The following is a 23,128-nucleotide window of genomic DNA, read 5'->3' as shown; positions in this document are numbered from 1 at the left end:
ACGACTCTTGGCGACGGGGTTGACATCTCCCCTGACGGCACTCGCTAGCCGAGTAGCGTTGCAGGCATGCGCATCCACGCCGCGATCCGCGCCTCGAAGCGCTCACCCCTGCTGCAGGTGGTGAAGTCCGCCGCGGCGACGATCGCCGCATGGATGCTCGCGGGATGGGTGGTTCCGGGACAGCTCCCCGTCTTCGCCGCGATCGCCGCTCTGCTCGTCGTGCAGCCCAGCGTCAACCAGTCGCTGTCGAAGGCGCTCGAACGCAGCATCGGCGTGATCGTCGGCGTGGTGATCGCGGTCGCCCTGGGCCTTCTCCTGGGGTCACCGAGCTGGATCGTGCTGCTCGCCATCGTGGTGGCCATGCTCGTCGCGTGGGCCTTCCGGGCGACGCCCGGCACCGGCAACCAGGTGGCCATCTCGGCGATGCTCGTGCTCGCGCTGGGCTCGACTCCCGACTATGCGATAGCGCGCATCTTCGAGACCCTGATCGGCGTGGTCATCGGCATCGTCGTGAACGCCCTGATCGTGCCGCCCGTGCTGGTCGCCCCGGCCCGACGCGATCTCGGGCTGCTGGGCAGCGAGCTCGCCTCGAGCCTCGACCGGCTCGCCGATGCGCTGCCCGAACCCCAGACTCCCGCCAGGCTGCATCAGCTCATGCTCGAAGCCAGACTGCTGCGCCCGATGAAGGACGCGGCAGAGGCATCCATCGCTGCGGGTGAGGAATCCCTCACTCTGAACCCGCGCCGGTCGACGCACCGTGAAGAGCTCGTCGAGATGCGCGCACTGCTCGAACGGCTGACGCCCATCGTGACGCAGACCATCGGGATGACGCGCGCCTACTTCGACCACTACGACGACTCCATCGGGGAGGAGCCGGCCGTCACGGCCATCGCGGAGCAGCTGCGGCGCGCAGGGCACGATGTGCGACTGGCTGTGCAGATCGCCGACGTGTCCCCGGAGCCCGAGACACTGACCTCGGCGATCCCGGCACTGACCGCGCCTCTCGTCATCCGGCCGCCCTCGTCGACGCACTGGATCCTCATCGGGTCGCTGATGGAGGACCTCAGGCGCATCCGGGCGGAGCTCGTCGACGAGGAATGACAGGGCGACGCGGCGGCGCCGGTCAGTCCTGCTCGGGGTCGTCGGCGAGCACGTCGCCGTCGTCGTCGTCGCTCTCGTCGCCCGAGCCGGAGGGGACGACCGTCGGCGGCTCTCCCTTGTTGTCCTCGGCGCCGAGGTTGTCGTTCTCCTCGGGGCCGGGCGACGGCTCCGTGCTGATGTCGTTGCGGTCGGTGCTGATGTCGTCGCTGTCGCGAGTCATGGCATTCTCCCTTCGTCGGAGTTCGATCTCCTGCGAGGTTAGGGCCGCATGCCCGCAGAAGCCCGGGCCTTGACAAGCGCTCCGGGCCTACCCTGGTGACATGTCCGACATGACCGTTCCCGAGGCTCTGGCCGAGCTCGCCGCCCTCGAGGATCCGAAGATGCGCGCCGCGAACGAGAAGCGCGACGACGACCACGGCATCAATCTCAGCCGCATGCGCACCCTCGCGAAGCGCATCAAGACAGACCAGCCCCTGGCGAAAGAGCTGTGGGCGACCGGCGACACCGCCGCCCGGCTGCTGGCGCTGCTGATCTGCACGCCTCGCGCGTTCACCGCCGACGAGCTCGACGCGATGCTGCGACAGACTCAGGCCCCCAAGGTCAACGACTGGTTCGTGAACTACGTCGCGAAGAAGACCCCCCTCGCGGAGGAGCTGCGGCTGCGCTGGTTCGACGACTCCGACCCGACCGTCGCCGCGGCCGCATGGTCGCTCACGACGGTGCGCGTCGCGAAGGATGCCGAGGGCCTCGACCTCGATCACCTGCTCGATCTGATCGAGCGCGATCTGCAGAACGCGCCCTCGCGGTTGCAGTGGGCGATGAACGAGACGCTCGCCAACATCGGCATCTTCCACCCGGCGCTGCGGTCCAGGGCGCTCGAGATCGGTGAGCGCCTGCAGGTGCTCGCCGACTACCCCACCGCGCCCGGCTGCACCTCGCCGTTCGCGCCGATCTGGATCGGCGAGATCGTGCGGCGGCGCGAGGGCTGAGACCCGACGCGAGGGCTGATCCCCGCATCCGGCGACTCAGCCCTGCGTCCCGCGACTCAGCCCTGCGTCCGTCAGCGAGCGCTGCCGACTGCGGCCCGCGGTGCCGTCAGCATCGCTTCGGCGTCGGTGAACTCCTTCTCGATGTCGTCGTTGCGCGTGTAGGTGACGAGGCTCACCACGACGGCCGCGACGAACGCGAACACGAACGCGGGGAGCAGCTCGTACAGGTCGGTGTCCAGGGCCTTCCAGACGAACACCGTGACCGCTCCGACGAACATGCCCGCGAGAGCACCCCAGTTCGTGAGCTTGCGCCAGAACAGGCTGAGCAGGATGATCGGGCCGAACGCGGCACCGAATCCTGCCCAGGCGAACGACACGAGCCCGAGGATCGAGTCGTTCGGCGTGATCGCGAGGATGATCGCGATGATCGCGACGACGAGCACCGCCAGGCGGCCCAGCAGCACCAGCCGCTTGTCGGACGGCGGGGTCTTGCGCACCACCTTGTAGAGGTCCTCGACCAGCGCAGACGAGCACACGACCAGCTGGCTCGACACGGTGCTCATGATCGCCGCGAGCACGGCCGCCAGCACGAGTCCGGCGACGAACGGATGCAGCAGCGTCTGCGACATCAGCAGCACCACGGTCTCGGGGTTGTCGAGGGTGATGCCCTGCTGCGCCATGTAGGCGATGCCGACGAGGCCCGAGATGATCGCGCCGAACATCGAGACGACCATCCAGGAGATGCCGATGCGACGCGCGCTCTTCGCCTCCTGCGGCGAGCGCAGCGCCATGAAGCGCACGATGATGTGCGGCTGCCCGAAGTACCCGAGGCCCCACGCCAGGGCCGAGGCGATGGCGAGGAAGGTGCCGCCGGTGACGGCCCCTCCGCCGAGCAGCGACAGGAATCCCTCTCCGGCGTTCTCGGTGATGAGCGTCGACGTCTCCTCGAGTCCGCCGATCGCGATGACGGCGGCGACCGGCACGACGATCAGCGCGATCACCATCATCAGCCCCTGCACGACGTCGGTGAGGGAGGCCCCGAGGAATCCGCCGAAGAGCGTGTACAGCAGCGTGATGCCGCCGACCAGCAGCATCCCGAACAGGTAGTCGCCGTTGAACGAGCTCTCGAAGAAGACGCCGGCGGCGACCATGCCCGACGAGATGTACAGCGTGAAGAACACCAGGATGATGAGCCCCGAGGCGATGCGCAGCGACCGGCTGGTGTCGCGGAGCCGGTTCTCGAAGAAGCTCGGGATCGTGATCGAGTTGCGCGACACCTCGGTGTAGGCGCGAAGCCGTGGGGCCACCAGCAGCCAGTTGAGGTAGGCGCCGATCGTCAGCCCGATCGCGATCCAGGCCTCGATCAGTCCAGCGGCGTAGATCGCGCCGGGAAGACCCATCACGAGCCAGCCCGACATGTCGGCCGCACCGGCGCTGATCGCGGCGACCCACGACGGCAGGTTGCGTCCGCCGAGCATGTAGTCCTCATGGTCGGAGGTGCGCTTGTAGGCGAAGTATCCGATGAGCAGCATGCCGGCGAAGTACAGCCCGAGCGCCCCGTACAAGAAGATCTGATCGGACATCGTCGTCCCTTTTCCGCGGTGCCGATCACCGCTCGGTACCGATGATCTCAAGGCGGACGCTGTGGTCCGGGCGCGCCACGCAGAGACCGCTGGTTACGCTGAAGCCATGAGCACGCACATCGCCGCACAGCCCGGTCAGATCGCCCCCATCGTCCTGTTCCCCGGCGATCCGCTGCGGGCGAAGTGGATCGCCGAGACCTTCCTCGACGCCGCCGAGCTGTACTCCGAGACCCGCGGGATGCTGGGCTTCACCGGCACCTGGGAGGGCCACCGCGTCTCGGTGCAGGGTTCGGGCATGGGTCAGCCGTCGATGGCCATCTATGCGACCGAGCTGTTCGAGGAGTACGACGTGCAGACGATCGTGCGCGTCGGATCGTGCGGGGCGCTGACCAAGAAGCTGCAGGTGAGGGACATCATCATCGCGAACGGCGCCTGCACCGATTCGGGCATCAACAGGGTGCGCTTCCACGGACTCGACTACGCACCTGTCGCGGACTTCGGACTGCTGCGCGCGGCGGTCGAGGCGAGCGAGGCCGAGCCCCTGGACTCGGCCGTCCACGTCGGTCTGCTGTTCTCGAGCGACCAGTTCTACAGCACCCGACCCGAGCTGACCGAGCCGTTCGTGCAGCACGGCGCCCTCGGAGTGGAGATGGAGGCCGCGGGGCTGTACACCCTCGCCGCGTACCACGGGCGTCGCGCTCTGGCCATCTGCACGGTGTCGGATCACATCGTCACCGGCGAGCAGACCACCGCTCAGGAGCGCGAGCAGACCTTCGGCGACATGATCCGCATCGCGCTGCGCGCCGCGACGTCCGTCTGAGTCGTTGCGGTCCGGCCGGCGCGCTCGCTCGCTCGCTGGCTCCCTCGCAGGCTCCCTTGCAGGCTCGCTCGCTTGCAGGCTCGCTCGCTCCCTTGCAGCGAAGGAGATCTCACGCTGCGAAGGACCGCATCCAGCATCCGCTCCTGCACAGCATGTGTTCCCCTTCGCAGGAGGTGCCCCGCCGGAGGTGGGATGATCGACAGACCATGCCTGCGATCCTCGACCACACGACGCTGACCGACGGATCCGATGCGGATGCCGTCTACACGGCGTTCGTCGAATGGGCCGAGTCGACCGGCATCAGCCTCTACCCCGCCCAGGACGAGGCGGTCATCGAGATCGTCTCCGGCAACAACCTGATCCTGTCGACGCCCACCGGCACCGGCAAGTCGCTCGTCGCGGTCGGCGCGCATTTCGCCGCGCTGGTCGAGGGGCGCCGCTCGTTCTACACCGCCCCGATCAAGGCGCTCGTGAGCGAGAAGTTCTTCTCCCTCGTCGACGTCTTCGGCGCCTCGAACGTCGGCATGATCACGGGCGACTCCTCGGTCAACCCGGATGCCCCGATCATCTGCTGCACGGCCGAGATCCTCGCGAACCTCGCACTGCGCCAGGGCACGGATGCCGCGGTGCATCAGGTCGTCATGGACGAGTTCCATTTCTATGCCGACCCCGACCGCGGATGGGCCTGGCAGGTGCCGCTGCTCGAGCTGCCGCAGGCGCAGTTCATCCTCATGTCGGCCACCCTGGGCGACGTGTCGCAGCTGTCGAGCGACCTCACCCGCAGGACGGGCCGTGACACGGCATCCGTCACCGGCGTCGAGCGCCCGGTTCCGCTGCACTACTTCTATGAGACGACGCCGATCCACGAGACGATCGACGACCTGCTGGGCACGGGCCAGGCGCCGATCTACGTCGTGCACTTCTCGCAGGCCGCTGCGATGGAGCGGGCCCAGGCCTTGTCGAGCACGAAGGTCGCCACGCGTGAGCAGCGCGACGAGATCGCGGCCCTGATCGGCGGTTTCCGCTTCACGACCGCCTTCGGCAAGACCCTCTCCCGGTTCCTCCGCGCCGGCATCGGCGTGCACCATGCCGGGATGCTCCCGAAGTACCGACGCCTGGTCGAGCAGCTCGCCCAGCGAGGTCTGCTGCGCGTGATCTGCGGCACCGACACGCTCGGCGTCGGCATCAACGTCCCGATCCGCACGGTGCTGCTGACCGCTCTGACCAAGTTCGACGGCACCCGGATGCGGCAGCTCAGCGCCCGCGAGTTCCACCAGATCGCCGGGCGGGCGGGCCGCGCGGGCTTCGACACGGCCGGCACCGTCGTCGCCCAGGCTCCGGAGCACGAGAGCGAGAACGTCGCCGCGATCAAGAAGGCCGGCGACGACCCGAAGAAGAAGCGCAAGATCGTGCGCAAGAAGGCTCCCGATGGCTTCGTCTCGTGGGGCGAGCCGTCGTTCCGCAAGCTGATCGACGCCGAGCCCGAGACCCTCACCTCGCACATGCAGATCACGAGCGCCATGATGCTCAACGTGATCGGGCGCGGCGGCGACGTCTTCGGCAACATGCGTGCACTCGTCTACGACAACCACGAACCTCGCAAACGACAGCGCGAACTCGCTCTGCGCGCCATCGGCATCTACCGCACGCTGCTCGAATCGGGCGTCGTCGAGCAGACGGCCGACGGCGAGATCCGCCTGACCGTCGATCTGCAGCCGAACTTCGCCCTGAACCAGCCGCTGTCTCCGTTCGCTCTCGCCGCCTTCGAACTGCTCGACCGCGACCCGGCTGCCGGCACCGGAACCGGGTCGTACGCCCTGGACATGATCTCGATCGTCGAGTCGACGCTCGATGATCCGCGGGCGATCCTCGGACAGCAGGAGTTCCTGGCACGGGGCGAGGCCGTCGCCGTCATGAAGCGCGAGGGCATCGAGTACGACGAGCGCATGGAGCTGCTCGAGGAGATCACATATCCGAAGCCTCTCGACGAGCTGCTGACCGCCGCATTCGAGACGTTCAGCGCCGCGCAGCCGTGGATCCGCGACTTCGAGCTGCATCCGAAATCCGTCGTCCGCGACATGTACGAGCGAGCCATGTCGTTCGGGGAATATGTCGCGTACTACAAGATCGCGCGGTCGGAGGGCGTCGTGCTGCGCTACCTCTCCGACGCCTATCGGGCGGCCTCGCAGACCATCCCCGAAGAGGCGAAGGACGAGGATCTCCGCGACCTGATCGAGTGGTTGGGCGAGCTGGTGCGCCAGGTGGATTCGAGCCTGCTCGACGAGTGGGAGGAGCTGGTCAACGGCGTGCTCCACGGCCCGGACGACGAGCCGATCGTTCCGCCGGCGCCGAAGAGACTGACATCGAACGTCCGCGCCTTCCGCACTCTCGTGCGCAACGAGCTGTTCCGTCGGGTGCAGCTGGCCGCCCGCGAGGACGTCGCCGCCCTCGCCGAACTCGACCCGACCTTCGGCGCCGACGCCTGGTCGGATGCGCTCGACGGATACTTCGCCGATCACGACGAGATCCTCACGGGCGCGAACGCCCGCAGTTCTCAGCTGCTGCTCCTGACCGAGGGTGCGACGGAGTGGACCGTCCGTCAGATCCTCGACGACCCGGCAGGCGACCACGACTGGGGCATCTCGGCCACCGTCGACCTCGCAGCCTCCGACGAAGAGGGCGCGGCCGTGGTCACGGTGACGGGCGTCGACCGCCTCTAGGCGACCCGCTCGAGGCCGGCGCTCCGGCGCGCACCGTCACCGCCTGGCACCTCAGCGGCTCGCACGAGGCGCGACACGAGGTCGACGTACGACACATCGGCCGCCGCGAACATGCGCGGCGCCTGCGAGGCCGCGGTGAGCCCCGGCATCGTGTTGACCTCGTTCAGCACCGGGCCCTCGGCGGAGAGGAAGAAGTCCATCCTGGCGACCCCGGCGCATCCGAGGGCGTCGAACATGGTCAGTGCCGCACGCGTGAGCGAGGTCGTCTCGGCCGTCGACAGCTGCGCGGGCACGGTGAATCGCGCGCTGCCGTCGTACTTCGTGGCGGTGTCGAAGAGGCCGGCGGCGTGGATCTCGAGCGGCGGGGCCGCCCAGCGCACGCCACCGGCTTCGCGCAGGACGGCGACATCGATCTCCCTCCCCTGCACGATCTCTTCGATGAGGATGCGGCGGTCGAACCGCGCCGCCTCGCGGAGCGCCGGCCCCAGTTCATGCTCTCCCCGCACGAGCGAGACACCGTAGCTCGAACCGGCCGACACCGGCTTCACCACCACGGGCCCCTCGAACTCGGCATCGCCGCAGTCCGCCGCATCGACGACGCGTCCCCGTGCCGTTCGCAGCCCTGCCGCTTCGGCGACGAGCTTGGTGGCCCACTTGTCCATGCCGATGGCGCCGGCCCGCGGACCCGATCCGACCACGCGCACCCCTGCGAGACCGCACAGTGCCGCGAGTGCTCCGTCCTCTCCCAGGGGTCCATGCACGGCGGGGAATACGACGTCGCAGTCGGCGAGGAGCGTCATCGCGAGAGCGAGGGATCCGGCGGCGGTGGCACCCTCCGAGACGCCCGCCACCTCCCACACGCCCTGCCGCGAGATCGTCACCGTGCTCACGTCGTATCCCCCGAGCCGCAGGGCCTCTGCGACCGCTGCCGCCGAGGCGAGCGACACCTCGTGCTCGGCGTTCTGCCCTCCCCCGATCACCAGCACTCTCATGCGATGGCCCTCTCGACGCGGGAGCCGATGCCCGTCACGACGGTGTGCGGGATGCTCCCCGCCCACCGCGCCCACTCCTGCATACTCGGCACCGCGCCCCCCTCGGGTCCGAAGACCACGACCGTGGTGCCCCTCGGCATCGAGACGTCACCCGTGTCGATCACGATCTGATCCATCGACACACGACCGACGATCGGGCACCGGATGCCGTCGACCGCCACCCCTGCGCCCGCACCGAGCTCCCGCGGGATGCCGTCGGCATACCCGACCCCGATCACGCTCAGATGCGAGGTGCGCGTCGTCGCATATGCGCCGCCGTAGCCGATCGCGGTGCCCGCCGGCACGACACTGCTGTGCACGACCGATGCCGTCAGCCGCGCCGCCCCCTGCAGCGGCACCGTCTCCGACGGATCGATGCCGACCAGCCCGGCGCCGACCCTGACCATGTCGAAGTGCGTGGCGGCATCCGTCAGCGTCCCGGACGTCGCCGCGAGATGCACGAGCAGAGGACCGCATCCGGCACGCAGCACGGCATCCCTCGCCTGTCGCATCCGGAGCACAGCGGGCGCGTTCTTCGCCGGGTCGGCGGCGTCGGCGTCTGGCAGGTGCCCCATCACCCCGACGACGTCGATGCGTGCACGACCCGAGTCGCGGCCCGTGCGAGCCACCCGCAGCAGCTCGGCCCAGTCCTCGAGCGGTACGCCGCCCCGCGACATGCCCGTGTCCATGTGCAGATGCACGCGAACGCACCCGTTCGGCAGCGCCGACGCATCCGCGATCAGCTGCCGCAGTTCCTCGACCGAGCCGACAGCCAGATCGACGCGATCCGCGACGACCTGCGCGACGTCGACCCCGGCGGGGTTGAGCCAGGCGAGGATCGGCACCTCGATCCCCGCCGCACGCAGCGGGGCGGCATCCTCGGCATCCGTGATCCCGAGCCACTCGGCTCCGGCCCCGATCGCCGCGAGAGCGACGGTCACGGCGCCGAGGCCGTAGCCGTCGGCCTTGACGACCGCCATGATGCGGGCATCCGTGGCCGATCGGATCCGCTCGACGTTCGCTCCGATCGCGTCAGGGATCGTGTGCAATGTCGGCGGGTGAACGCGCGAGAGGGTGAGGCGTGGAGTGGTGAGCGCCGTGGTCATCGCTGCGTCCTGGGATCGGTGGTCGGGTCGTCGTACATCAGCGGGCACCCGTTCGCCGGGGCCGCCGGCCGCAGCTCGAAGTGCCAGCGCTCATTCGCGTAGATCTGGCAGAGGCCGAAGTCCGCGCCGTGGCGTGCCAGCCAGTCCTGAGCGGCGAGAGGGCCGAGGTCGACCGCGTCTCCCGATACGTGCTCGGAGTTCTCGGGGGTGGCGACCCAGCGCGCGGCCTCCTCTTCGGAGCCGTACTCGACGACCGCATCCTGACGCAGCACCTGCTGGTAGTCGGCCGACCGCCAGCCGCTGTTCACATGCATCCGCACGCCGTCGTGCTCGGCAGCGGATGCGGCAGCGCGCACGGCGGCGAGCAGGTCGGAGTCGAGATTCGTCACGGCGGGCGTGTCGTCGAACACCGAGACGGCGCCCTCCTCGCGGATCATCCCGTCCGCCTCGCTGAGGGACGACGGCGCGACGGTCGGCACGACGGATGCCGACGCCAGAGACTGCTGACCGATCAGCACGACCGAGACCGTGAGAGCGACGGCGAGCAGGGCGGCACCGACGATCGCGGTGAGGCGTCGCCGTGAGGAGGTGGAGCGAGTGTTCATGTCCTCAGTCAAGAAGGAGGCGTGTTGCGACGACGTATGCGATTTCTCATATGCTCCCGATATGTCCGGGTGCGTAAGCTCTGAGCACATGGGAGCTGTGTCGTGCGTGTGCTGATCGTCGAGGACGAGCCCTATCTCGCGGAGGCTGTGCGAGACGGCCTGAGGCTCGAGGCGATCGCGGCGGACATCGCCGGCGACGGCGACACGGCCCTCGAGCTGCTCAGCATCAACTCCTACGATCTCGCGGTACTCGACCGCGACATCCCCGGCCCGTCGGGAGACGATGTGGCGAGGTCGATCGTGGCCTCGGGCAGCGGCATCCCGATCCTCATGCTCACCGCGGCCGATCGCCTCGACGACAAGGAGTCGGGTTTCGAGATCGGCGCCGACGACTATCTCACCAAGCCCTTCGAGCTGCGCGAGCTCGTGCTGCGCCTGCGGGCGCTCGACCGTCGTCGCCACCGCGCCAGGCCGCCCGTGCTCGAAGTCGCAGGGCTGCGTCTCGACCCGTTCCGCCGCGAGGTCTTCCGCGACGGCAAGTACGTGGCCCTGACGCGCAAGCAGTTCGCGGTGCTCGAGGTGCTCGTCGATGCGGGCGGCGGAGTCGTGAGCGCCGAGCAGCTGCTCGAGCGCGCGTGGGATGAGAACGCCGACCCGTTCACGAACGCCGTGCGCATCACGGTCTCGTCGCTGCGCAAGCGACTGGGCGAGCCGTGGCTGATCCTCACCGTCCCCGGCGTCGGCTACCGCATCGGAACGGATGCCGATGGCTGATCCCGTTCGGCCCGTGAGGCGCCGAGGCATGAGCGCCCGCTGGAAGCTCACGCTGAGCTATGCGGGCGTCGTGGTCGTGTCAGGCATCGGTCTGCTCGCGGCCGTCGCCGTATACCTGCTGCGGTATGTACCGGATGCCGCGATCATCGCCGACCGCTTCGTGCCGAACCGCTCGGACCTGATCCGCGCATTCATTCCGGCTGCGATCGTGATGATGCTCGTGCTGCTCGCGATCGGAATCGGCGGCGGATGGATCATCGCCGGACGGATGCTGGCCCCCCTCGACCGCATCGGACGGGCAGCGCAGCTCGCCGCGCAGGGGTCGCTGTCGCACCGGGTCGCCCTCGAGGGACCGCGCGACGAGTTCCGTGATCTGGCCGATGTCTTCGACTCGATGCTCGAGCAGCTCGAGGCGCACATGGGCGAGCAGCAGCGGTTCGCCGCCAACGCCTCGCACGAGCTGCGTACCCCGCTCGCGATCTCGCAGGCGATGCTGGAGGTCGCCCGCAACGACCCCGACCGCGACGTCGACGCGCTGATCGACCGACTGCACGAGGTCAATGCGCGCGCGATCGAGCTGACCGAGGCCCTGCTGATGCTGAGCCGTGCCGAGCGCCGCGCGTTCACCCGCGAGCCGGTCGACCTGTCACTGCTCGCCGAGGAGTCGACCGAGACGCTTCTGCCGTCGGCCGAGCGACGTGGTGTGTCCATCGACGTCGGCGGTGACACCGCGAACGTGCTCGGATCCCCCGCCCTGCTCCAGCAGCTGATCACGAACCTGGTGCACAACGCGATCGTTCACAACCTGCCCGCAGGCGGCACGGTCATCGTGCGGACGCATGTTCTGCCGCAGGCTGTGGCGTTGGTGGTCGAGAACACGGGCGACGTGCTGCCCGCCCATCTCGTCGCGACGCTCGCGGAACCGTTCCAGAGAGGTGCCGACCGCACGCGCGGCGAGGATCACGGCGGTGTCGGCCTGGGCCTCGCCATCGTGCAGCGCATCGCCCAGGCGCATGACGGATCCCTCGTGCTCACCGCCCGGCACGGCGGGGGTCTGAACGTGACGGTGTGGCTGCCGCATCCGTTCCCCCGGCCCCTCGCCTGAGGCGGCGGTCGGTCGTCTGGAGGTCCGGGTCCTGCCCGGAGGTCCGGTTCCTGTGCCGTCTGCAGGACCGAGGCACGGATGCAGGACCAGAAACCGTGTTCTGACCCCGCATCCGTGCCCTGATCCTGCAGACGGGATGCCTGGAGGGGCGGGACCAGACGGGATGCCTGGAGGGGCGGGACCGCTCAGGATGCCGGGTCAGGCGACCTGGTCGCCCCGCAGTGCGGCGAGCTCGCGTCCGTACGTGCGCGCCGACTCCTCGGCGTTCTCCTTGAGCTCGCGGGCGGTGTCGGCGAAGGCGTCGAGAGCGGGGTTCACGCCGACCAAGGTGAACGGACGCTCGACGATGCGCAGGTCGAGGCCCCAGACGTCCTCGAGCACGCGGCGCAGCCATCCGGTGGAGTGGTCCCAGCCCTCCTTGGGCGTTCCGGGGGCGTAGTTGCCGCCGAGCACGGTGACGAGGGTCGCCGGCTTGCCGCGCAATGCGGTGCCCTGCGGGTCGATGCGGGCGTCCGTGTAGGCCAGGTCGAACCAGGTCTTGAAGTGCTGCGAGACGCCGTAGTTGTAGAGCGGCACGGCGAAGAGCAGCGCGTCGGCGCCGATCAGCTCGTCGGCGAAGGTGGTGGCGAGGGCGCGCGCTGCGCGCTGAGCGTCGGTGCGCTCGGCGTCGTCGACGAATCCGCCGGTCACGGCATCCGCCCATGCCGTCGCGGGCACGGGGTCGGCGGCGAGGTCGCGGCGGGTGACCGTGGAGTCCGGGTGCGAGGCGGTCCACTCGGCTTCGACGAGGTCGGCGAGCGAACGGCTGGCGGACGACGCGGGCAGGATGCTGGCATCCAGGCGGAACAGGGACATGAGAAGTGCCTTTCGTTTTTCGTAGTCACTCTGTTTTTCTTAGCGACTCGCGTTAACGTAGCACAGGTATGATGGGCGCATGGCCGAGATCGACGAAGAGCGTCACGTCTGCGACGCCGCCGTCACACTGGCCTTCAGCGTGCTCGGCAAACGCTGGAACGGCATGATCGTCTCGTCGCTCGGCGGCGGTCCTTCGACGTTCGTCGCGCTGCGCCGCGGGGTGTCCGGCATCAGCGACACCGTGCTCTCCGACCGGCTGGCAGAGCTCGCCGAGGCCGGGCTCGTGGCCCGCGCAGTCGACGCCGGTCCGCCTGTCACGGTCTCGTACTCACTGACCGACAGCGGACGTGGGCTGCTGCCCATCCTCGATCAGCTCGGCACCTGGGCGTCCGAGAACCTCGAGATCCGCGCGCACTGACCGTCGCGCGCGGCCCAGGGTGGCGACCAGCACACCGTTCGCAGGACCGAAGCCCGGACGCAGGGCCAGATTCCCCGTCCCCTCCTGCAGACGGGATCTCACCCTGCAGACGGCACAGGTCCGGCGGTGCAGTCACGGCAGCCCGCAGCTCAGAGGCCGCCGACTCACCAGGGGCTGGGCTCGTAGTCCTTCAGGAACACGCCGTGGATGTCTTCGCCGGCCTCGCCGCGCACGATCGGGTCGTACACGCGGGCCGCTCCGTCGACGAGGTCGAGCGGGGCGTGGAAGCCCTCCTCGGCCAGGCGCACCTTGGTGAAGTGGGGACGCTCGTCGGTGATCCAACCGGTGTCGACGGCGGTCATGAGGATGCCGTCGGTCTCGAGCATCTCGCCGGCGCTCGTGCGCGTCAGCATGTTCAGCGCCGCCTTGGCCATGTTCGTGTGCGGGTGACCGGGACCCTTGTACCGGCGCGAGAACTGCCCCTCCATCGCCGAGACGTTGACCACGTACTTGCGGTTCGCCGACGAGGCCGCCATCGAGGCGCGCAGGCGACTGATCAACAGGAACGGCGCCGTCGTGTTGGCCAGCTGCACCTCGAGCATCTCGAGCGGATCGACCTGGTCGATCGACTGCACCCAGCTGTTCGTGCGGTTGACGTCGGGCACGAGTCCGCCGGCGTCGATGGCGGTGCCGTCGGCGTGCTTCTCGAGCGACGACGAACCGGGGGCCATCGCGAGGCGTGCGAGGTCTTCGGCCGTCAGCGCCTGGCCGCCCTGCTCGGCGACCGTGCCCCCGAGCGCCGCGACGGACAGCAGCGGATGCGCATCGACCGAAGCCTGCAGCGCCTGCGGATGCGGATCGGCGGTGTGCCCGAACGTCTCCATCTCGGGCAGCGGTCCGTCGGGAAGCGGCTGCAGCTCGGCATCCGCCAGGAGAGAGTATGACCCCGGTGAGCGGCGCACGGTCTGCGCGGCGTTGTTGATCAGGATGTCGAGCGGTCCCTGAGCCGCGACCGAGTCGGCGAGCCCGATGACCTGAGCGGGGTCGCGCAGGTCGATGCCGACCACGCGCAGGCGGTGCAGCCAGTCGGCCGAGTCGGGCAGCGCCGAGAACCGACGAACCGCATCGCGGGGGAATCGTGTGGTGATCGTCGTGTGCGCGCCGTCGCGCAGCAGTCGCAGGGCGATGTGCATGCCGATCTTCGCGCGGCCGCCGGTGAGAAGCGCGCGCTTGCCGGTCAGATCGGTGCGGGCGTTTCGCTTGCCGTGACTGAAGCGGGCGCAGTCCGGGCAGAGCTGGTGATAGAACGCGTCGACCACCGTGTAGGGCTGCTTGCAGATGTAGCAGTTGCGCGGCTTGAGCAGCTCGCCGGCGATCGGGGCGTCGACGACGCTGGTCGCGAGGTCGTGCCCGCGGGTCTCGTCGTCGATGCGGTCGGGAGCGCCGGTCGCCGTGCGGGCGACGACCGCCTTGTCGGCGTCGGCGATCGCGTCGCGGATCTCCTTGCGACGCACGCGCTTGACCGCCTTGAACATCGCCGCCGTCGCATGACGCACGGCCACGAAGTCGGGGTGCTCGTTGTCGATCTGGTGCAGTTCCGACAGGACTCGCAGGGTGGTGGCGAGATCCTCGGGGTCGATACCGGCACCCAGGTCGGAGGCGGCGTCGGGTGCATCGGTCATTGTGCCGATTTTACGCGACTTCTCGGGGTGTCTTCCTGGGAGCGCGGGCGGGGCGCCGGGGCTCGACCTCCACAACTCCGGAGACGCGCGCACCACCGGGGTCGCGCTCCCCGGAACGGCGCACAACGGGGAACGAGAGCCACGTGGATCTCCGGAGTTGTGGAGCGGTACCTCGCGCCGGTCAGTGGCCGGCGGCGCCGACCACGACGAACTCGCCGGGCACGACGTCGAGCGTCGCCTCGGCCGCGACCTCGCCGGTGTGCAGATCGACGGCGACGATGCGGTTCTCTGCCGGCTCGGTCACGTAGGCGACGTCGCCGACCACGCGGAGTCCCGGGTGCGGCTGCTGCCATTCGTCGGGGCTCTCCCACGGCTCGATGACATCCCACGAGTCGACCACCGCGCCGGTCTCGTCGAGCACGTTCAGGGTGCCGTCGGATGCGAGCACGATGATGTTGTCGTGCCCGTCGCGGCCGACTCCGCGCCACGTGTACTCGACGCCCTCCGGGAGGTCGACCACCGACAGGCTCTGCGCGTCGGTGTCGACGAGCGCGAGCTGCGACAGCAGGTAGCCCTCCTGATCGGGGTCGGACTTGTAGTCCAGGGCGGCGATCGCACTCGTCTCGGTCACGTACGCGTTGCCCGAGCGACCGAAGTCGTCAGGCGCCTCGAGCTTGGTGAACGCTCCGTCGGCGAACACCAGCACGCCGTCTTCGCAGCCGAACACGATGGTCTCGCCCTTGAGCGCGCCTTCGCCGTGCACCCCGGGGCACTGCTCGTTGCGGGCGAGCTCGCCGCCGTCCTCCGCGAGCAGGCGGGCGCCGCTGCGCGACTCCGACGTGCCGATGGTCGACAGCAGCGTGCCGTCAGACAGCTCGATCGCGACTCCGTGATGAGCGGCCTCCGATGCGACCGTCCGCGAGTCCGGCAGGGTGCCGGTGCCGACGGCATCCGTGTCGAAGAGCGTCACGTCTCCGGTGCCGTCGTCGAACAGAGCGGTGCGCCCGGCATGCGGGGTGGCGTGGCCCGGGGTGACGGCGTCGAAGATCTCGCCGGTGAACTCCACGGTGTCCGAGGCGAGGCCGGTGTCGAGCACGTGGAATCCGTCGGCCGCGGTGACGAAGAGATGTCCGTCGTGGTCGCCGGCCGGGTTGACGCGCAGGAAGCCGTCCAGCTCGGCGGAGTCGACGGTCTCGAGGGTCTCGCCGTCGAGCACGGTGATGCCGCCGTCATAGGCGATCGCGACTCTGGTGTCGCCTTCGTGGTCCGACGACGACTCGGGCTCTCCGGATGCCGAGGGCGCGGCGGTCGCGCATCCGGCGAGCGCGACCACGGCGAGCGTGGCGATCGCGCCGGCCGCGAGGCGGCTGCGGGCGGGTCGATGCATGGGTGTCTCCTTCTTCTGGGGGGGTGCGCGGGTGCGCGTGACGACGGATGCCGCCGATGAGTCCGGTGTCAGCCGACGAGCTGGAGGTACTGCGGATCGAGGCCGTCGAAAGTGCGGGTGAGGGTGCCGTCGCCGTGGTCGATCTCGTGCACCGCGCCTGTGGCCGGGTCGGAGACGTACGCGTGATCGGCGTCGATGACGAGGTGCACGAGTTCGCGCAGGGCAGGGTCCGCGACGGATGCGGCGAGCAGGGCGCTCGTGCGCACGAGTTCCGAGCCGTCGGCGGCCAGCACCCGCACGGTGCCGTCCGCCGCGATCACGACGGTGCGGCTGTCGTCGTCGCCGATGGCCGCGGCGCGCAGGAGCGGGGTGTCCGTGGCGAGCAGCATCCATTCGCGGGCCCGGGAGTCGAGCAGCCAGGCACCTCTGTCGCCGTCGACGCCTGCGAGATCCGGTCGGTCCGCGCGTCCGGCGAGAACCGGTGCCGCGACGGCGCCCGCGGGGTAGGGGATGGACTCGGCGACGAGCGCACCGCCGACTTGGCGGGTCACGAGCACGGCACCGGCGTCGCACGCGAAGACGGCGCCGACACGGGTGAGGTCGACGTCGGTCGCGTTCGTGCAGGGCACGGTGATGCCGGTCGCGGTGCCTTCCGCGTCGAGGATCTCGATCGTCTCGTCGGTGGCGGCGAGGAGGTGCCCGGAGAACGGGATGACGGGTCCGGCCGGGTCGACGGGGAGTGTGAGGTGAGGCGCGTCGTCGAGATCGGCGAGCTTCTCGTGGTCGATGAGGGCGACGTCGCTGCCGAAGCGGATGGCGGTCGCACTGTCACCGACTCGGATGTCTGCCTCGCCGCTTCCCTCGACCGTGGCGAGCAGCCCGGGTTCTCCGAGGAAGGAGTGCGAGTGGTCGCCGTGGGGAACCGTCCAGCGGCCGGAGTCGATCACGTCGACGACCGTGCGGTCTCCCTCGACATGGGTCACGTGGGCGAAGCGGCCGACGCCGAGCACGGCATCCGCATCCGCGCCCCCCTCTACGAGGGTCGACCGTTCTTCGGTCTCGAGGTCGAGCAGGGTCAGCTCGCCGTCCGCGTCGGCGACGACGAGCGCGAGAGCCGGCGATGCGACCTCGGCCGCTCCCCCGCCGTCGACCCCGTCGTTCGGCGGAATGCTCGCGCTCGATGCAGGAGCCGGGGCATCGGATGCTGCGCACGAGGTCACCGTCAGGGTGGCCGCGAGCAATGACACGAACAGGAGAGTGCGGCCGACGCGGGGAGAGGAGGTCACAGGAGCCCACTTTATTGATAACGATTCTCAGTATCAAGTCGGGCCCATTTCCGGTCATCGTCGTGTCGTTCCGACATCGTTCGTGTGCGCCGGCTCGGCGGCACATGCTTTCCTCGGCCAGAGGCCCGGAATCCGGCCGATGCAGGCGCATCCGGCCGACCGAGGCGCACGTGCGGCGACTCCGCACGGCCCCGCCAGCCCTCGCCCGAACGTCGGACCCCCGGCGTAGGGTCTGAACATGAGCAGCCACACCGAGATCCCCGGAGTCGTCCCGTCCTACCTGCTCGCGCGCCTGGCCGAGTCGGGCCGCTATCCCCGTGCGGCCGCCGCCGCACGGCAGACGCTGACGGCGGGCAGACCGCCGTTCCGTGCGCGCATCGATCTGTCGATCGACGAGAACGGAGACCTGGTCGCCGAGCTGTCGGACGCGCCGAACCGCACGATCAGCGACGCCGGCAACACCCAGAACCTCCCCGGGGCGATCGTCCGCTCCGAAGACGACGAGCCGGTGGCCGACCCGTCGGTCAACGAGGCGTTCGACGGACTCGGGGCGACGTTCGAGATGCTGCTCTCCGCCTTCGGGCGCAACTCGCTCAACGACGCCGGCGCCCCTCTCGACGCCACCGTGCACTACGGCATCGACTACGACAACGCCTTCTGGGACGGCGAGCGCATGGTGTTCGGCGACGGCGACGGCGAGGTGTTCGTCGGCTTCACCTCATCGACCACGGTGATCGGCCACGAACTCGCGCACGGTGTGGTGCAGTACACCGCGAACCTCGAGTACCAGGGTCAGCCCGGCGCGCTGAACGAGTCGATCGCCGATGTCTTCGGCGCGCTCACCGAGCAGTACCTCCTCGGGCAGACCGCCGCAGATGCCACCTGGCTCATCGGGGCGGAGATCTTCACGGACGCCGTGCAGGGCAGTGCACTGCGGTCGATGATCGCCCCGGGCACGGCCTACGACGACGACGAGCTCGGCAAAGACCCGCAGCCCGATCACATGAGCGGATTCGTACGCACGACAGAAGACAACGGCGGCGTGCACATCAACTCGGGCATCCCCAACCGGGCCTTCGCCCTCTTCGCGATCGACCTCGGCGGCAACGCCTGGGAGACCGCCGGAACGGTCTGGTACCGCGCGCTCACCGGCGGCCTGTCGAGCACCGCGAGTTTCACGGAGTTCGCCGACGCGACCCTCGCCGCGGCATCCGCCATCGACGACGCGACCGCCGCAGCCGCTCGACGTGCGTGGGCGACCGTGGGAGTCTATGAGGATGAGCGAGTCCCCAGAGTCGAGTGACGCGCCGGTCGTCATCGCGGTGGTGCGGACGGGCGGCATCGCCGGCATCCGTCGCAAGTGGCGGGTGGAACCAGACCCGACCGAGACGCACCACTGGATCGCGATGATCGACAGCTGCCCGTGGGATGCCGACAGCGATGCCGATCCTGGCGCAGACCGCTTCGTGTGGCTGATCCGCGTGCGCACACCGTCGGAGGAACGCGAACGCGAGCTCCCCGACTCCGCACTCGACGGGCCGTGGCGAGAACTCGTCGATGCGGTGCGCGAGGCCGCGGCCTGACCGAACGATCCACAGACGACGAGAGGCACAACCCCGTGACGACCGAAGAGGCCGCCCGACTGCTGCAGCTGGCCCGAGACGCCTACGACCGCGGTGACGCGCTGCTGCACCTCAACGTCGAGGTCAGCCGACTCACCGGCGAGGCCTCGACCTGGGGATCTGCGCAGAACGGATTCATGAGCGATGACAGCATCGGCTATTTCCTGAGCGAGGTCGAACGCGTGGGCTGGCGGCTCGATCACACGGGGTACACGTTCGTCGAGTCCGGGGCGACCACCTCGGCGCGCATGCTCAGCACCGGCACCGGCGTCGTCAATCACGGCGCTGTCGAGGGGTACTTCACTTTCCGCCGCCGCCAGCCGGCTGAGGCCTGACCCGATCAATCCGGTGTGAATCCGACCGCCCCTTCGCGAGGCGGGTCGAGAATGGGACCCATGGGACTTTTCCAGCAGCGCGCCGATGACGAAGAGAATCAGTGGACTCTGCCCTCCGAGCCGCTCGAGCGGTCGGAGACCGAGGTGCTCGACGCCGCGCCGGCGGTCGACCCGCTGGCCATCGGACTCGGTCTCGGTGCCGGCGCATCGATCAGCTCCGTCGCCTTCCCCGTCGCCCCGCCCGCTCCCGCGGCGTTCTCGATCGAAGATCGCGAGCCCGAAGACCGCGAGCCCGAAGGCTGACCCGCCTTCTCAGTCCGCGAGCTGCGGGGCACCCAGGTCGACTCGCGTCCGGGGAAGTGCCTCGGGATGCTCACGCTGCAGCCAGCCGATCATCTTCTCCCGTACCTCGCAGCGCAGTGTCCACTGATCGCCCGAGTCCTTGGCCGACATCACCAGGCGCACCGTGACGTAACCGCCCTGTGCCTCCGTCACCGCGGAGTCGTAGGAACGGCCGTCCCAGGCGGGTGACGCCTCGACGATGCGCTGGAACTCCTGGCGCAGCTCATCCATCGGCACTCGCCAGTCGAGATCGAGGTAGACCGTGCCGAGGATCTTGTCGGAACGTCGCGTCCAGGTCTCGATCGGTGTCGTCGTGAAGTAGCTGCACGGAATGACCAGGCGGCGCTCGTCCCAGATGTAGACGACCACGTAGGACAGGTTGATCTCGCCGACCCGCCCCCATTCGCCTTCGACGACGACCACGTCGCCGACTCGGATCGCATCGGTGAAAGCGACCTGCACCCCTGCGATGAGGTTGCCGAGGATCGACTGCGCAGCGAGTCCGGCGATGATGCTGACGATGCCGGCCGAGGCCAGCAGGCTGGTGCCGACGGCCCTCATCTCGGGGAAGCTGAAGAGCACGGCCCCCAGAGACAGCACGGCGATCGTGACCAGAACGAGCCGGTGGATGACGAGCAGCTGCGTGCGACGGCGGCGGGCTTCCGGACCGACGAGCAGCGTCTCCTCTCTGGCCATCAATCGCTCGAAGCCGAATGAGATCGATGCGCCGAGCAACCACGAGCCGGTGAGGATCGTGGCGATCAGGAACAGCCGGGACACCACCGGCCACCATTCCTGTGTCGCCGGCTCTGAGATCGCACCCGCGATCCAGATCGCGACCACAGCGGTCGTCGCGATCATCGCGTTGCGCACGCGTCTGGCGAGATCGCGCACCCATGGCACGCGACGGCTGATCAGCGAGGCGGCGAGCGCCAGCACCGCGAGTGCGGCGGCAGAGATCACCGTGAGGATGGCGATCGACGCGGCGGTGCCGACCCAGGAATCCCAGGAGAAGTCGGTAGGCATCGATCCACACTATGTCCCGCGGCGGGCGGAGGCGAACGCACGTAGCCGCGCAAGGAGTGTCGCCGCGCGCGGCTACGGTTGAGGAATGACGATCACCGCCGCCGCAGACGGCTCCGCCCTGGGCAACCCCGGCCCGAACGGCTGGGCCTGGTACATCGACGACGCCAACTGGGCCGCGGGCGGCTCCCCGCACGGCACGAACAACCAGGGTGAGCTGCGGGCCGTGCTCGAACTGCTGCAGGCGACGGCCGGCATCTCCGAGAAGCTGATGATCGAGTGCGACAGCCGCTACGTGATCGATTCGGTGACCAAGTGGATGCCGGGATGGAAGCGCAAGGGCTGGCGCAAGTCGGACGGCGGGCCCGTGCTCAACCGCGACCTGCTCGAGGGCATCGACGAGGCGATCCGCGGGCGCGACGTCGAGTTCTCGTGGGTCAAGGGCCACGCCGGCCACCCCCTGAACGAGGCGGCCGACGAGCGCGCGAACGCCGCGGCGAAGGCCTACCAGGCACAGCAGGAGCCGCGCCGCGGGCCCGGGTTCACCATGGCGACGGATGCCGGGGCCGCTGCCGCAGCATCCGCCCCGATCGCCGCCGCAGCGACACGCGGCGAGCAGGATGCTGCGGCATCCCCGGCCGTCGCGACGTCTCTCGCCGAACCCCTGTGGGCCGAGCCATCCGACCTGCTCGACAGCCTCTATGCCCCCGTCGACGATCCGATCGAGGTGCGACTCGCGCTGTCGAGCGACGAGCACGCCCGCCTGCGCGATCGCGCCGAGGCACAGGGCGTCACGCTCGAAGAGGCGCTCCGCCGCCTGATCTGACGGCCCTCACCCCTGAGGGCCACGCGTACACTCGCACCATGGCGAAGAATGTCGCACGCACCATCGGCCGGGTCTTCCTGGGTTCCTCGCTCGTCTTCGCGGGCGTCTCGCATCTGACGTTCGCGCGCGAGGAGTTCCAGGCGCAGGTGCCGGAGTGGGTGCCCATCGACCCGGACGTGACCGTGCTCGCCTCCGGTGTCGTCGAGATCGGACTCGGCACCGCGCTGCTCGTCGCGCGCAAGCACCGCGGACTGGTCGGCGTGATCACCGCACTGTTCTTCGTCGCGGTCTTCCCCGGCAACATCGCGCAGTGGACGCATCACCGCGACGGCTTCGGCCTCGACACCGACATGAAGCGATTCGTGCGCCTGTTCTTCCAGCCCGTGCTGATCGCCCTGGCCATCTGGTCTACGCGCCGCCCGCGCCGCGACGCGGCCGGCTCCGCTCCCGCCGCTCCATAACTCCGAAGCTCTGCACCGGAACGGCGGAAGACCGGCCGTTCCCCGCGGGATGCGACCGGCCTTCCGGAGTCGTGGAGCTCAGACCGCGAGCAGCTCCCGCTCGAGGCGGGCGTACGAGGTCTCCATGCCGTCGGCCATGCCGGTGGCGAGGATCATGTCGCGCGTCTCCTTGTCGGGGTACTCGATGTAGAGCGTGATGAGCGTCGCCCCGTCCTCTTCGTAGAGGTTCAGGTCGTTCAGCGTCTCGACCGGCATCCCGATCATCCGCTCGGTCTGCACCGACCGCCGCGGTGCGTCGATCAGCAGCGCCTCGCCCTCGAATCCGAACGGCTGCCCCTCGGTGTCGCCCACGGGCGCCCACGAGTTGCGATAGGTCTGACCGACCTCGGTGGCAACCACGCACTCGGTCATCTCCCACCCGTCGGGTCCGAGCAGCCACTGCTTCATGAGCTCGGGGTCGTTGTGCGCACGCCAGACCAGTTCGCGCGGTCCCTCGACGAGACGCGTGATGCGCACGTGGGTGTCGTCGAGCAGCTCGACCTGCGTGCCCTTGCCCTGCGCGTAGTCGCGCAGATCCTGCAGCACGGCGTCGAGCTGGCTCATCGCCAGCTTCAGACCCTCGATCTGGCCCATCTCGACGACCTGCTCGATCGCCTCGACCGAGTCGAAGTGACTGGTCGTGACCATGCGGGTGCCGCCTGGGGTGGACTCGAAGGCGAACGACATCCGCTGCGCGGGGAAGCCGTCGAGAGGGTTGCCCTCATCGTCGACGAACGAGTCGAGCACCTCGAAGCTGTGCGGGGCATCGATCGAGAGGAACTCCCACGACCCCGACGACTTCTCGCCGCGCGGCCCGCTCATCGAGTACTGCGCACGTCCGCCGACCGTGTGGTCCCAGGCGGTGAAGGTGGCCGGCCATCCGGGAGGGCCCCAGAAGCGCTCGAGCTGGCGCGGGTCGCTGTATGCGGCCCAGACCCGCTCGATCGGCGCCGCGAAATCGGCGACGACGGTCATGGTGAGGTTGTCGGCATCGGTGGTGACATCCGTGACGGGCATG

The 23,128-nt window shown here is 69.2% G+C and carries 24 protein-coding genes; 13 read left to right on the top strand and 11 right to left on the bottom strand.

The genetic code is table 11. The annotated features are described in order from the left end of the window. Positions 1–66: 66 nt before the first annotated feature. Positions 67–1,101, top strand: a complete 1,035-nt coding sequence (locus ASE34_RS02855; RefSeq protein ID WP_056276315.1) for an FUSC family protein — start codon at positions 67–69, stop codon at positions 1,099–1,101. A gap of 22 nt (positions 1,102–1,123) precedes the next feature. Here the strand turns inward: ASE34_RS02855 and ASE34_RS02850 are convergent, their stop codons facing one another. After that, positions 1,124–1,321 (bottom strand): hypothetical protein, encoded by a 198-nt coding sequence (locus ASE34_RS02850; protein WP_053098521.1) that lies wholly within the window; start codon positions 1,319–1,321, stop codon positions 1,124–1,126. A 100-nt stretch (positions 1,322–1,421) separates the two neighbouring features. On the opposite strand from ASE34_RS02850, the gene ASE34_RS02845 reads away from it, so the two are divergent. Next, positions 1,422–2,090: a DNA alkylation repair protein gene (locus ASE34_RS02845; protein ID WP_056276312.1), complete on the top strand. Its 669-nt coding sequence runs from the start codon at positions 1,422–1,424 to the stop codon at positions 2,088–2,090. A gap of 71 nt (positions 2,091–2,161) precedes the next feature. Here ASE34_RS02845 and putP read toward each other — a convergent pair whose 3' ends face one another. Further along, entirely contained in the window at positions 2,162–3,673 is a 1,512-nt protein-coding gene (putP, locus tag ASE34_RS02840) for a sodium/proline symporter PutP (protein ID WP_056276310.1), read from the bottom strand. Between the two features lie 106 nt (positions 3,674–3,779). On the opposite strand from putP, the gene deoD reads away from it, so the two are divergent. Both deoD and ASE34_RS02830 read left to right on the top strand, forming a co-directional pair. Continuing rightward, positions 3,780–4,493, top strand: a complete 714-nt coding sequence (deoD, locus tag ASE34_RS02835; RefSeq protein ID WP_056276307.1) for a purine-nucleoside phosphorylase — start codon at positions 3,780–3,782, stop codon at positions 4,491–4,493. Positions 4,494–4,699: 206 nt separating this feature from the next. Then, positions 4,700–7,213 carry a DEAD/DEAH box helicase gene (locus ASE34_RS02830; protein WP_056276305.1) on the top strand — a complete coding sequence of 838 codons (2,514 nt, stop codon included), beginning with the start codon at positions 4,700–4,702 and terminating at the stop codon, positions 7,211–7,213. Here the strand turns inward: ASE34_RS02830 and ASE34_RS02825 are convergent. From ASE34_RS02825 to ASE34_RS02815, 3 genes are read right to left on the bottom strand one after another with little or no spacing between them, the layout of a single operon-like run. Continuing rightward, entirely contained in the window at positions 7,210–8,205 is a 996-nt protein-coding gene (locus ASE34_RS02825) for a D-alanine--D-alanine ligase (RefSeq protein WP_056276303.1), read from the bottom strand. The genes ASE34_RS02830 and ASE34_RS02825 overlap by 4 nt on opposite strands. Then, positions 8,202–9,350: an alanine racemase gene (gene alr, locus ASE34_RS02820; protein ID WP_082586483.1), complete on the bottom strand. Its 1,149-nt coding sequence runs from the start codon at positions 9,348–9,350 to the stop codon at positions 8,202–8,204. The genes ASE34_RS02825 and alr overlap by 4 nt, the downstream gene beginning before the upstream one ends. Then, a complete protein-coding gene (locus ASE34_RS02815) occupies positions 9,347–9,955 on the bottom strand; it encodes a M15 family metallopeptidase (RefSeq protein ID WP_056276300.1) in 609 nt (202 codons plus the stop codon). Before ASE34_RS02815 ends, alr begins: the two co-directional genes overlap by 4 nt. Before the next feature lie 102 nt (positions 9,956–10,057). On the opposite strand from ASE34_RS02815, the gene ASE34_RS02810 reads away from it, so the two are divergent. Both ASE34_RS02810 and ASE34_RS02805 read left to right on the top strand, forming a co-directional pair. After that, complete coding sequence (locus ASE34_RS02810; protein ID WP_053098514.1) at positions 10,058–10,729, top strand: response regulator transcription factor; 672 nt, start codon at positions 10,058–10,060, stop codon at positions 10,727–10,729. A 28-nt stretch (positions 10,730–10,757) separates the two neighbouring features. Continuing rightward, entirely contained in the window at positions 10,758–11,834 is a 1,077-nt protein-coding gene (locus ASE34_RS02805) for a sensor histidine kinase (protein ID WP_053098513.1), read from the top strand. A gap of 198 nt (positions 11,835–12,032) precedes the next feature. On the opposite strand, the gene ASE34_RS02800 is transcribed toward ASE34_RS02805, so the two are convergent. Beyond that, a complete protein-coding gene (locus ASE34_RS02800) occupies positions 12,033–12,689 on the bottom strand; it encodes an FMN-dependent NADH-azoreductase (protein WP_056276298.1) in 657 nt (218 codons plus the stop codon). A 79-nt stretch (positions 12,690–12,768) separates the two neighbouring features. On the opposite strand from ASE34_RS02800, the gene ASE34_RS02795 reads away from it, so the two are divergent. Further along, entirely contained in the window at positions 12,769–13,107 is a 339-nt protein-coding gene (locus tag ASE34_RS02795; RefSeq protein ID WP_053098511.1) for a winged helix-turn-helix transcriptional regulator, read from the top strand. A 164-nt stretch (positions 13,108–13,271) separates the two neighbouring features. On the opposite strand, the gene ASE34_RS02790 is transcribed toward ASE34_RS02795, so the two are convergent. From ASE34_RS02790 to ASE34_RS02780, 3 genes are all read right to left on the bottom strand, one after another. Further along, positions 13,272–14,789, bottom strand: coding sequence for an SDR family NAD(P)-dependent oxidoreductase (locus ASE34_RS02790; protein ID WP_053098510.1), 1,518 nt, complete (start codon positions 14,787–14,789; stop codon positions 13,272–13,274). Between the two features lie 181 nt (positions 14,790–14,970). Further along, entirely contained in the window at positions 14,971–16,176 is a 1,206-nt protein-coding gene (locus tag ASE34_RS02785) for a hypothetical protein (RefSeq protein WP_056276295.1), read from the bottom strand. Between the two features lie 68 nt (positions 16,177–16,244). Then, positions 16,245–17,462 (bottom strand): hypothetical protein, encoded by a 1,218-nt coding sequence (locus ASE34_RS02780; protein ID WP_056276293.1) that lies wholly within the window; start codon positions 17,460–17,462, stop codon positions 16,245–16,247. 238 nt (positions 17,463–17,700) lie between these two features. Here ASE34_RS02780 and ASE34_RS02775 point away from each other — a divergent pair, with 238 nt between their 5' ends. Genes ASE34_RS02775 through ASE34_RS02760 form a run of 4 tightly spaced genes read left to right on the top strand, consistent with a single transcriptional unit; the run spans position 17,701 to position 19,722 of the window. Further along, positions 17,701–18,765 (top strand): M4 family metallopeptidase, encoded by a 1,065-nt coding sequence (locus tag ASE34_RS02775; protein WP_056276289.1) that lies wholly within the window; start codon positions 17,701–17,703, stop codon positions 18,763–18,765. Next, positions 18,740–19,045, top strand: coding sequence for a protealysin inhibitor emfourin (locus ASE34_RS02770; RefSeq protein WP_056276288.1), 306 nt, complete (start codon positions 18,740–18,742; stop codon positions 19,043–19,045). The genes ASE34_RS02775 and ASE34_RS02770 overlap by 26 nt, the downstream gene beginning before the upstream one ends. A gap of 35 nt (positions 19,046–19,080) precedes the next feature. Next, a complete protein-coding gene (locus ASE34_RS02765) occupies positions 19,081–19,419 on the top strand; it encodes a hypothetical protein (RefSeq protein WP_056276285.1) in 339 nt (112 codons plus the stop codon). Positions 19,420–19,479: 60 nt separating this feature from the next. Continuing rightward, positions 19,480–19,722: a hypothetical protein gene (locus tag ASE34_RS02760; protein WP_056276283.1), complete on the top strand. Its 243-nt coding sequence runs from the start codon at positions 19,480–19,482 to the stop codon at positions 19,720–19,722. Positions 19,723–19,731: 9 nt separating this feature from the next. Here ASE34_RS02760 and ASE34_RS02755 read toward each other — a convergent pair whose 3' ends face one another. After that, complete coding sequence (locus tag ASE34_RS02755) at positions 19,732–20,787, bottom strand: mechanosensitive ion channel family protein (RefSeq protein ID WP_056276280.1); 1,056 nt, start codon at positions 20,785–20,787, stop codon at positions 19,732–19,734. Positions 20,788–20,872: 85 nt separating this feature from the next. Here ASE34_RS02755 and ASE34_RS02750 point away from each other — a divergent pair, with 85 nt between their 5' ends. Beyond that, the gene (locus tag ASE34_RS02750; protein ID WP_053098502.1) at positions 20,873–21,610 is read left to right on the top strand and encodes a ribonuclease H family protein; all 738 of its coding nucleotides are present in this window, start codon (positions 20,873–20,875) and stop codon (positions 21,608–21,610) included. 38 nt (positions 21,611–21,648) lie between these two features. Further along, entirely contained in the window at positions 21,649–22,071 is a 423-nt protein-coding gene (locus tag ASE34_RS02745) for a DoxX family membrane protein (RefSeq protein ID WP_053098501.1), read from the top strand. A gap of 78 nt (positions 22,072–22,149) precedes the next feature. On the opposite strand, the gene ASE34_RS02740 is transcribed toward ASE34_RS02745, so the two are convergent. Next, positions 22,150–23,127 carry an SRPBCC family protein gene (locus ASE34_RS02740; RefSeq protein ID WP_056276277.1) on the bottom strand — a complete coding sequence of 326 codons (978 nt, stop codon included), beginning with the start codon at positions 23,125–23,127 and terminating at the stop codon, positions 22,150–22,152. Position 23,128: the final 1 nt, after the last annotated feature.

Origin of the sequence: Microbacterium sp. Root280D1, from assembly GCF_001428975.1 — a bacterium.
GTDB lineage: Bacteria > Actinomycetota > Actinomycetes > Actinomycetales > Microbacteriaceae > Microbacterium.
Note: the sequence above shows the minus strand (reverse complement) of the source record. Positions and strands in the feature narration are given on the sequence as shown.

Bases quoted from the DNA above. Each gene is read 5' to 3' on its own strand.
- ASE34_RS02845 (WP_056276312.1), top strand. From the start codon at position 1,422: ATGTCCGACATGACCGTTCCCGAGGCTCTGGCCGAGCTCGCCGCCCTC.
- ASE34_RS02750 (WP_053098502.1), top strand. From the start codon at position 20,873: ATGACGATCACCGCCGCCGCAGACGGCTCCGCCCTGGGCAACCCCGGC.
- ASE34_RS02770 (WP_056276288.1), top strand. From the start codon at position 18,740: ATGAGCGAGTCCCCAGAGTCGAGTGACGCGCCGGTCGTCATCGCGGTG.
- ASE34_RS02745 (WP_053098501.1), top strand. From the start codon at position 21,649: ATGGCGAAGAATGTCGCACGCACCATCGGCCGGGTCTTCCTGGGTTCC.
- ASE34_RS02795 (WP_053098511.1), top strand. From the start codon at position 12,769: ATGGCCGAGATCGACGAAGAGCGTCACGTCTGCGACGCCGCCGTCACA.
- ASE34_RS02785 (WP_056276295.1), bottom strand. From the start codon at position 16,176: ATGCATCGACCCGCCCGCAGCCGCCTCGCGGCCGGCGCGATCGCCACG.
- ASE34_RS02760 (WP_056276283.1), top strand. From the start codon at position 19,480: ATGGGACTTTTCCAGCAGCGCGCCGATGACGAAGAGAATCAGTGGACT.
- ASE34_RS02800 (WP_056276298.1), bottom strand. From the start codon at position 12,689: ATGTCCCTGTTCCGCCTGGATGCCAGCATCCTGCCCGCGTCGTCCGCC.
- deoD (WP_056276307.1), top strand. From the start codon at position 3,780: ATGAGCACGCACATCGCCGCACAGCCCGGTCAGATCGCCCCCATCGTC.
- alr (WP_082586483.1), bottom strand. From the start codon at position 9,350: ATGACCACGGCGCTCACCACTCCACGCCTCACCCTCTCGCGCGTTCAC.
- ASE34_RS02850 (WP_053098521.1), bottom strand. From the start codon at position 1,321: ATGACTCGCGACAGCGACGACATCAGCACCGACCGCAACGACATCAGC.
- ASE34_RS02775 (WP_056276289.1), top strand. From the start codon at position 17,701: ATGAGCAGCCACACCGAGATCCCCGGAGTCGTCCCGTCCTACCTGCTC.
- ASE34_RS02740 (WP_056276277.1), bottom strand. From the start codon at position 23,127: ATGCCCGTCACGGATGTCACCACCGATGCCGACAACCTCACCATGACC.
- ASE34_RS02830 (WP_056276305.1), top strand. From the start codon at position 4,700: ATGCCTGCGATCCTCGACCACACGACGCTGACCGACGGATCCGATGCG.
- putP (WP_056276310.1), bottom strand. From the start codon at position 3,673: ATGTCCGATCAGATCTTCTTGTACGGGGCGCTCGGGCTGTACTTCGCC.
- ASE34_RS02805 (WP_053098513.1), top strand. From the start codon at position 10,758: ATGAGCGCCCGCTGGAAGCTCACGCTGAGCTATGCGGGCGTCGTGGTC.
- ASE34_RS02855 (WP_056276315.1), top strand. From the start codon at position 67: ATGCGCATCCACGCCGCGATCCGCGCCTCGAAGCGCTCACCCCTGCTG.
- ASE34_RS02825 (WP_056276303.1), bottom strand. From the start codon at position 8,205: ATGAGAGTGCTGGTGATCGGGGGAGGGCAGAACGCCGAGCACGAGGTG.
- ASE34_RS02755 (WP_056276280.1), bottom strand. From the start codon at position 20,787: ATGCCTACCGACTTCTCCTGGGATTCCTGGGTCGGCACCGCCGCGTCG.
- ASE34_RS02815 (WP_056276300.1), bottom strand. From the start codon at position 9,955: ATGAACACTCGCTCCACCTCCTCACGGCGACGCCTCACCGCGATCGTC.
- ASE34_RS02790 (WP_053098510.1), bottom strand. From the start codon at position 14,789: ATGACCGATGCACCCGACGCCGCCTCCGACCTGGGTGCCGGTATCGAC.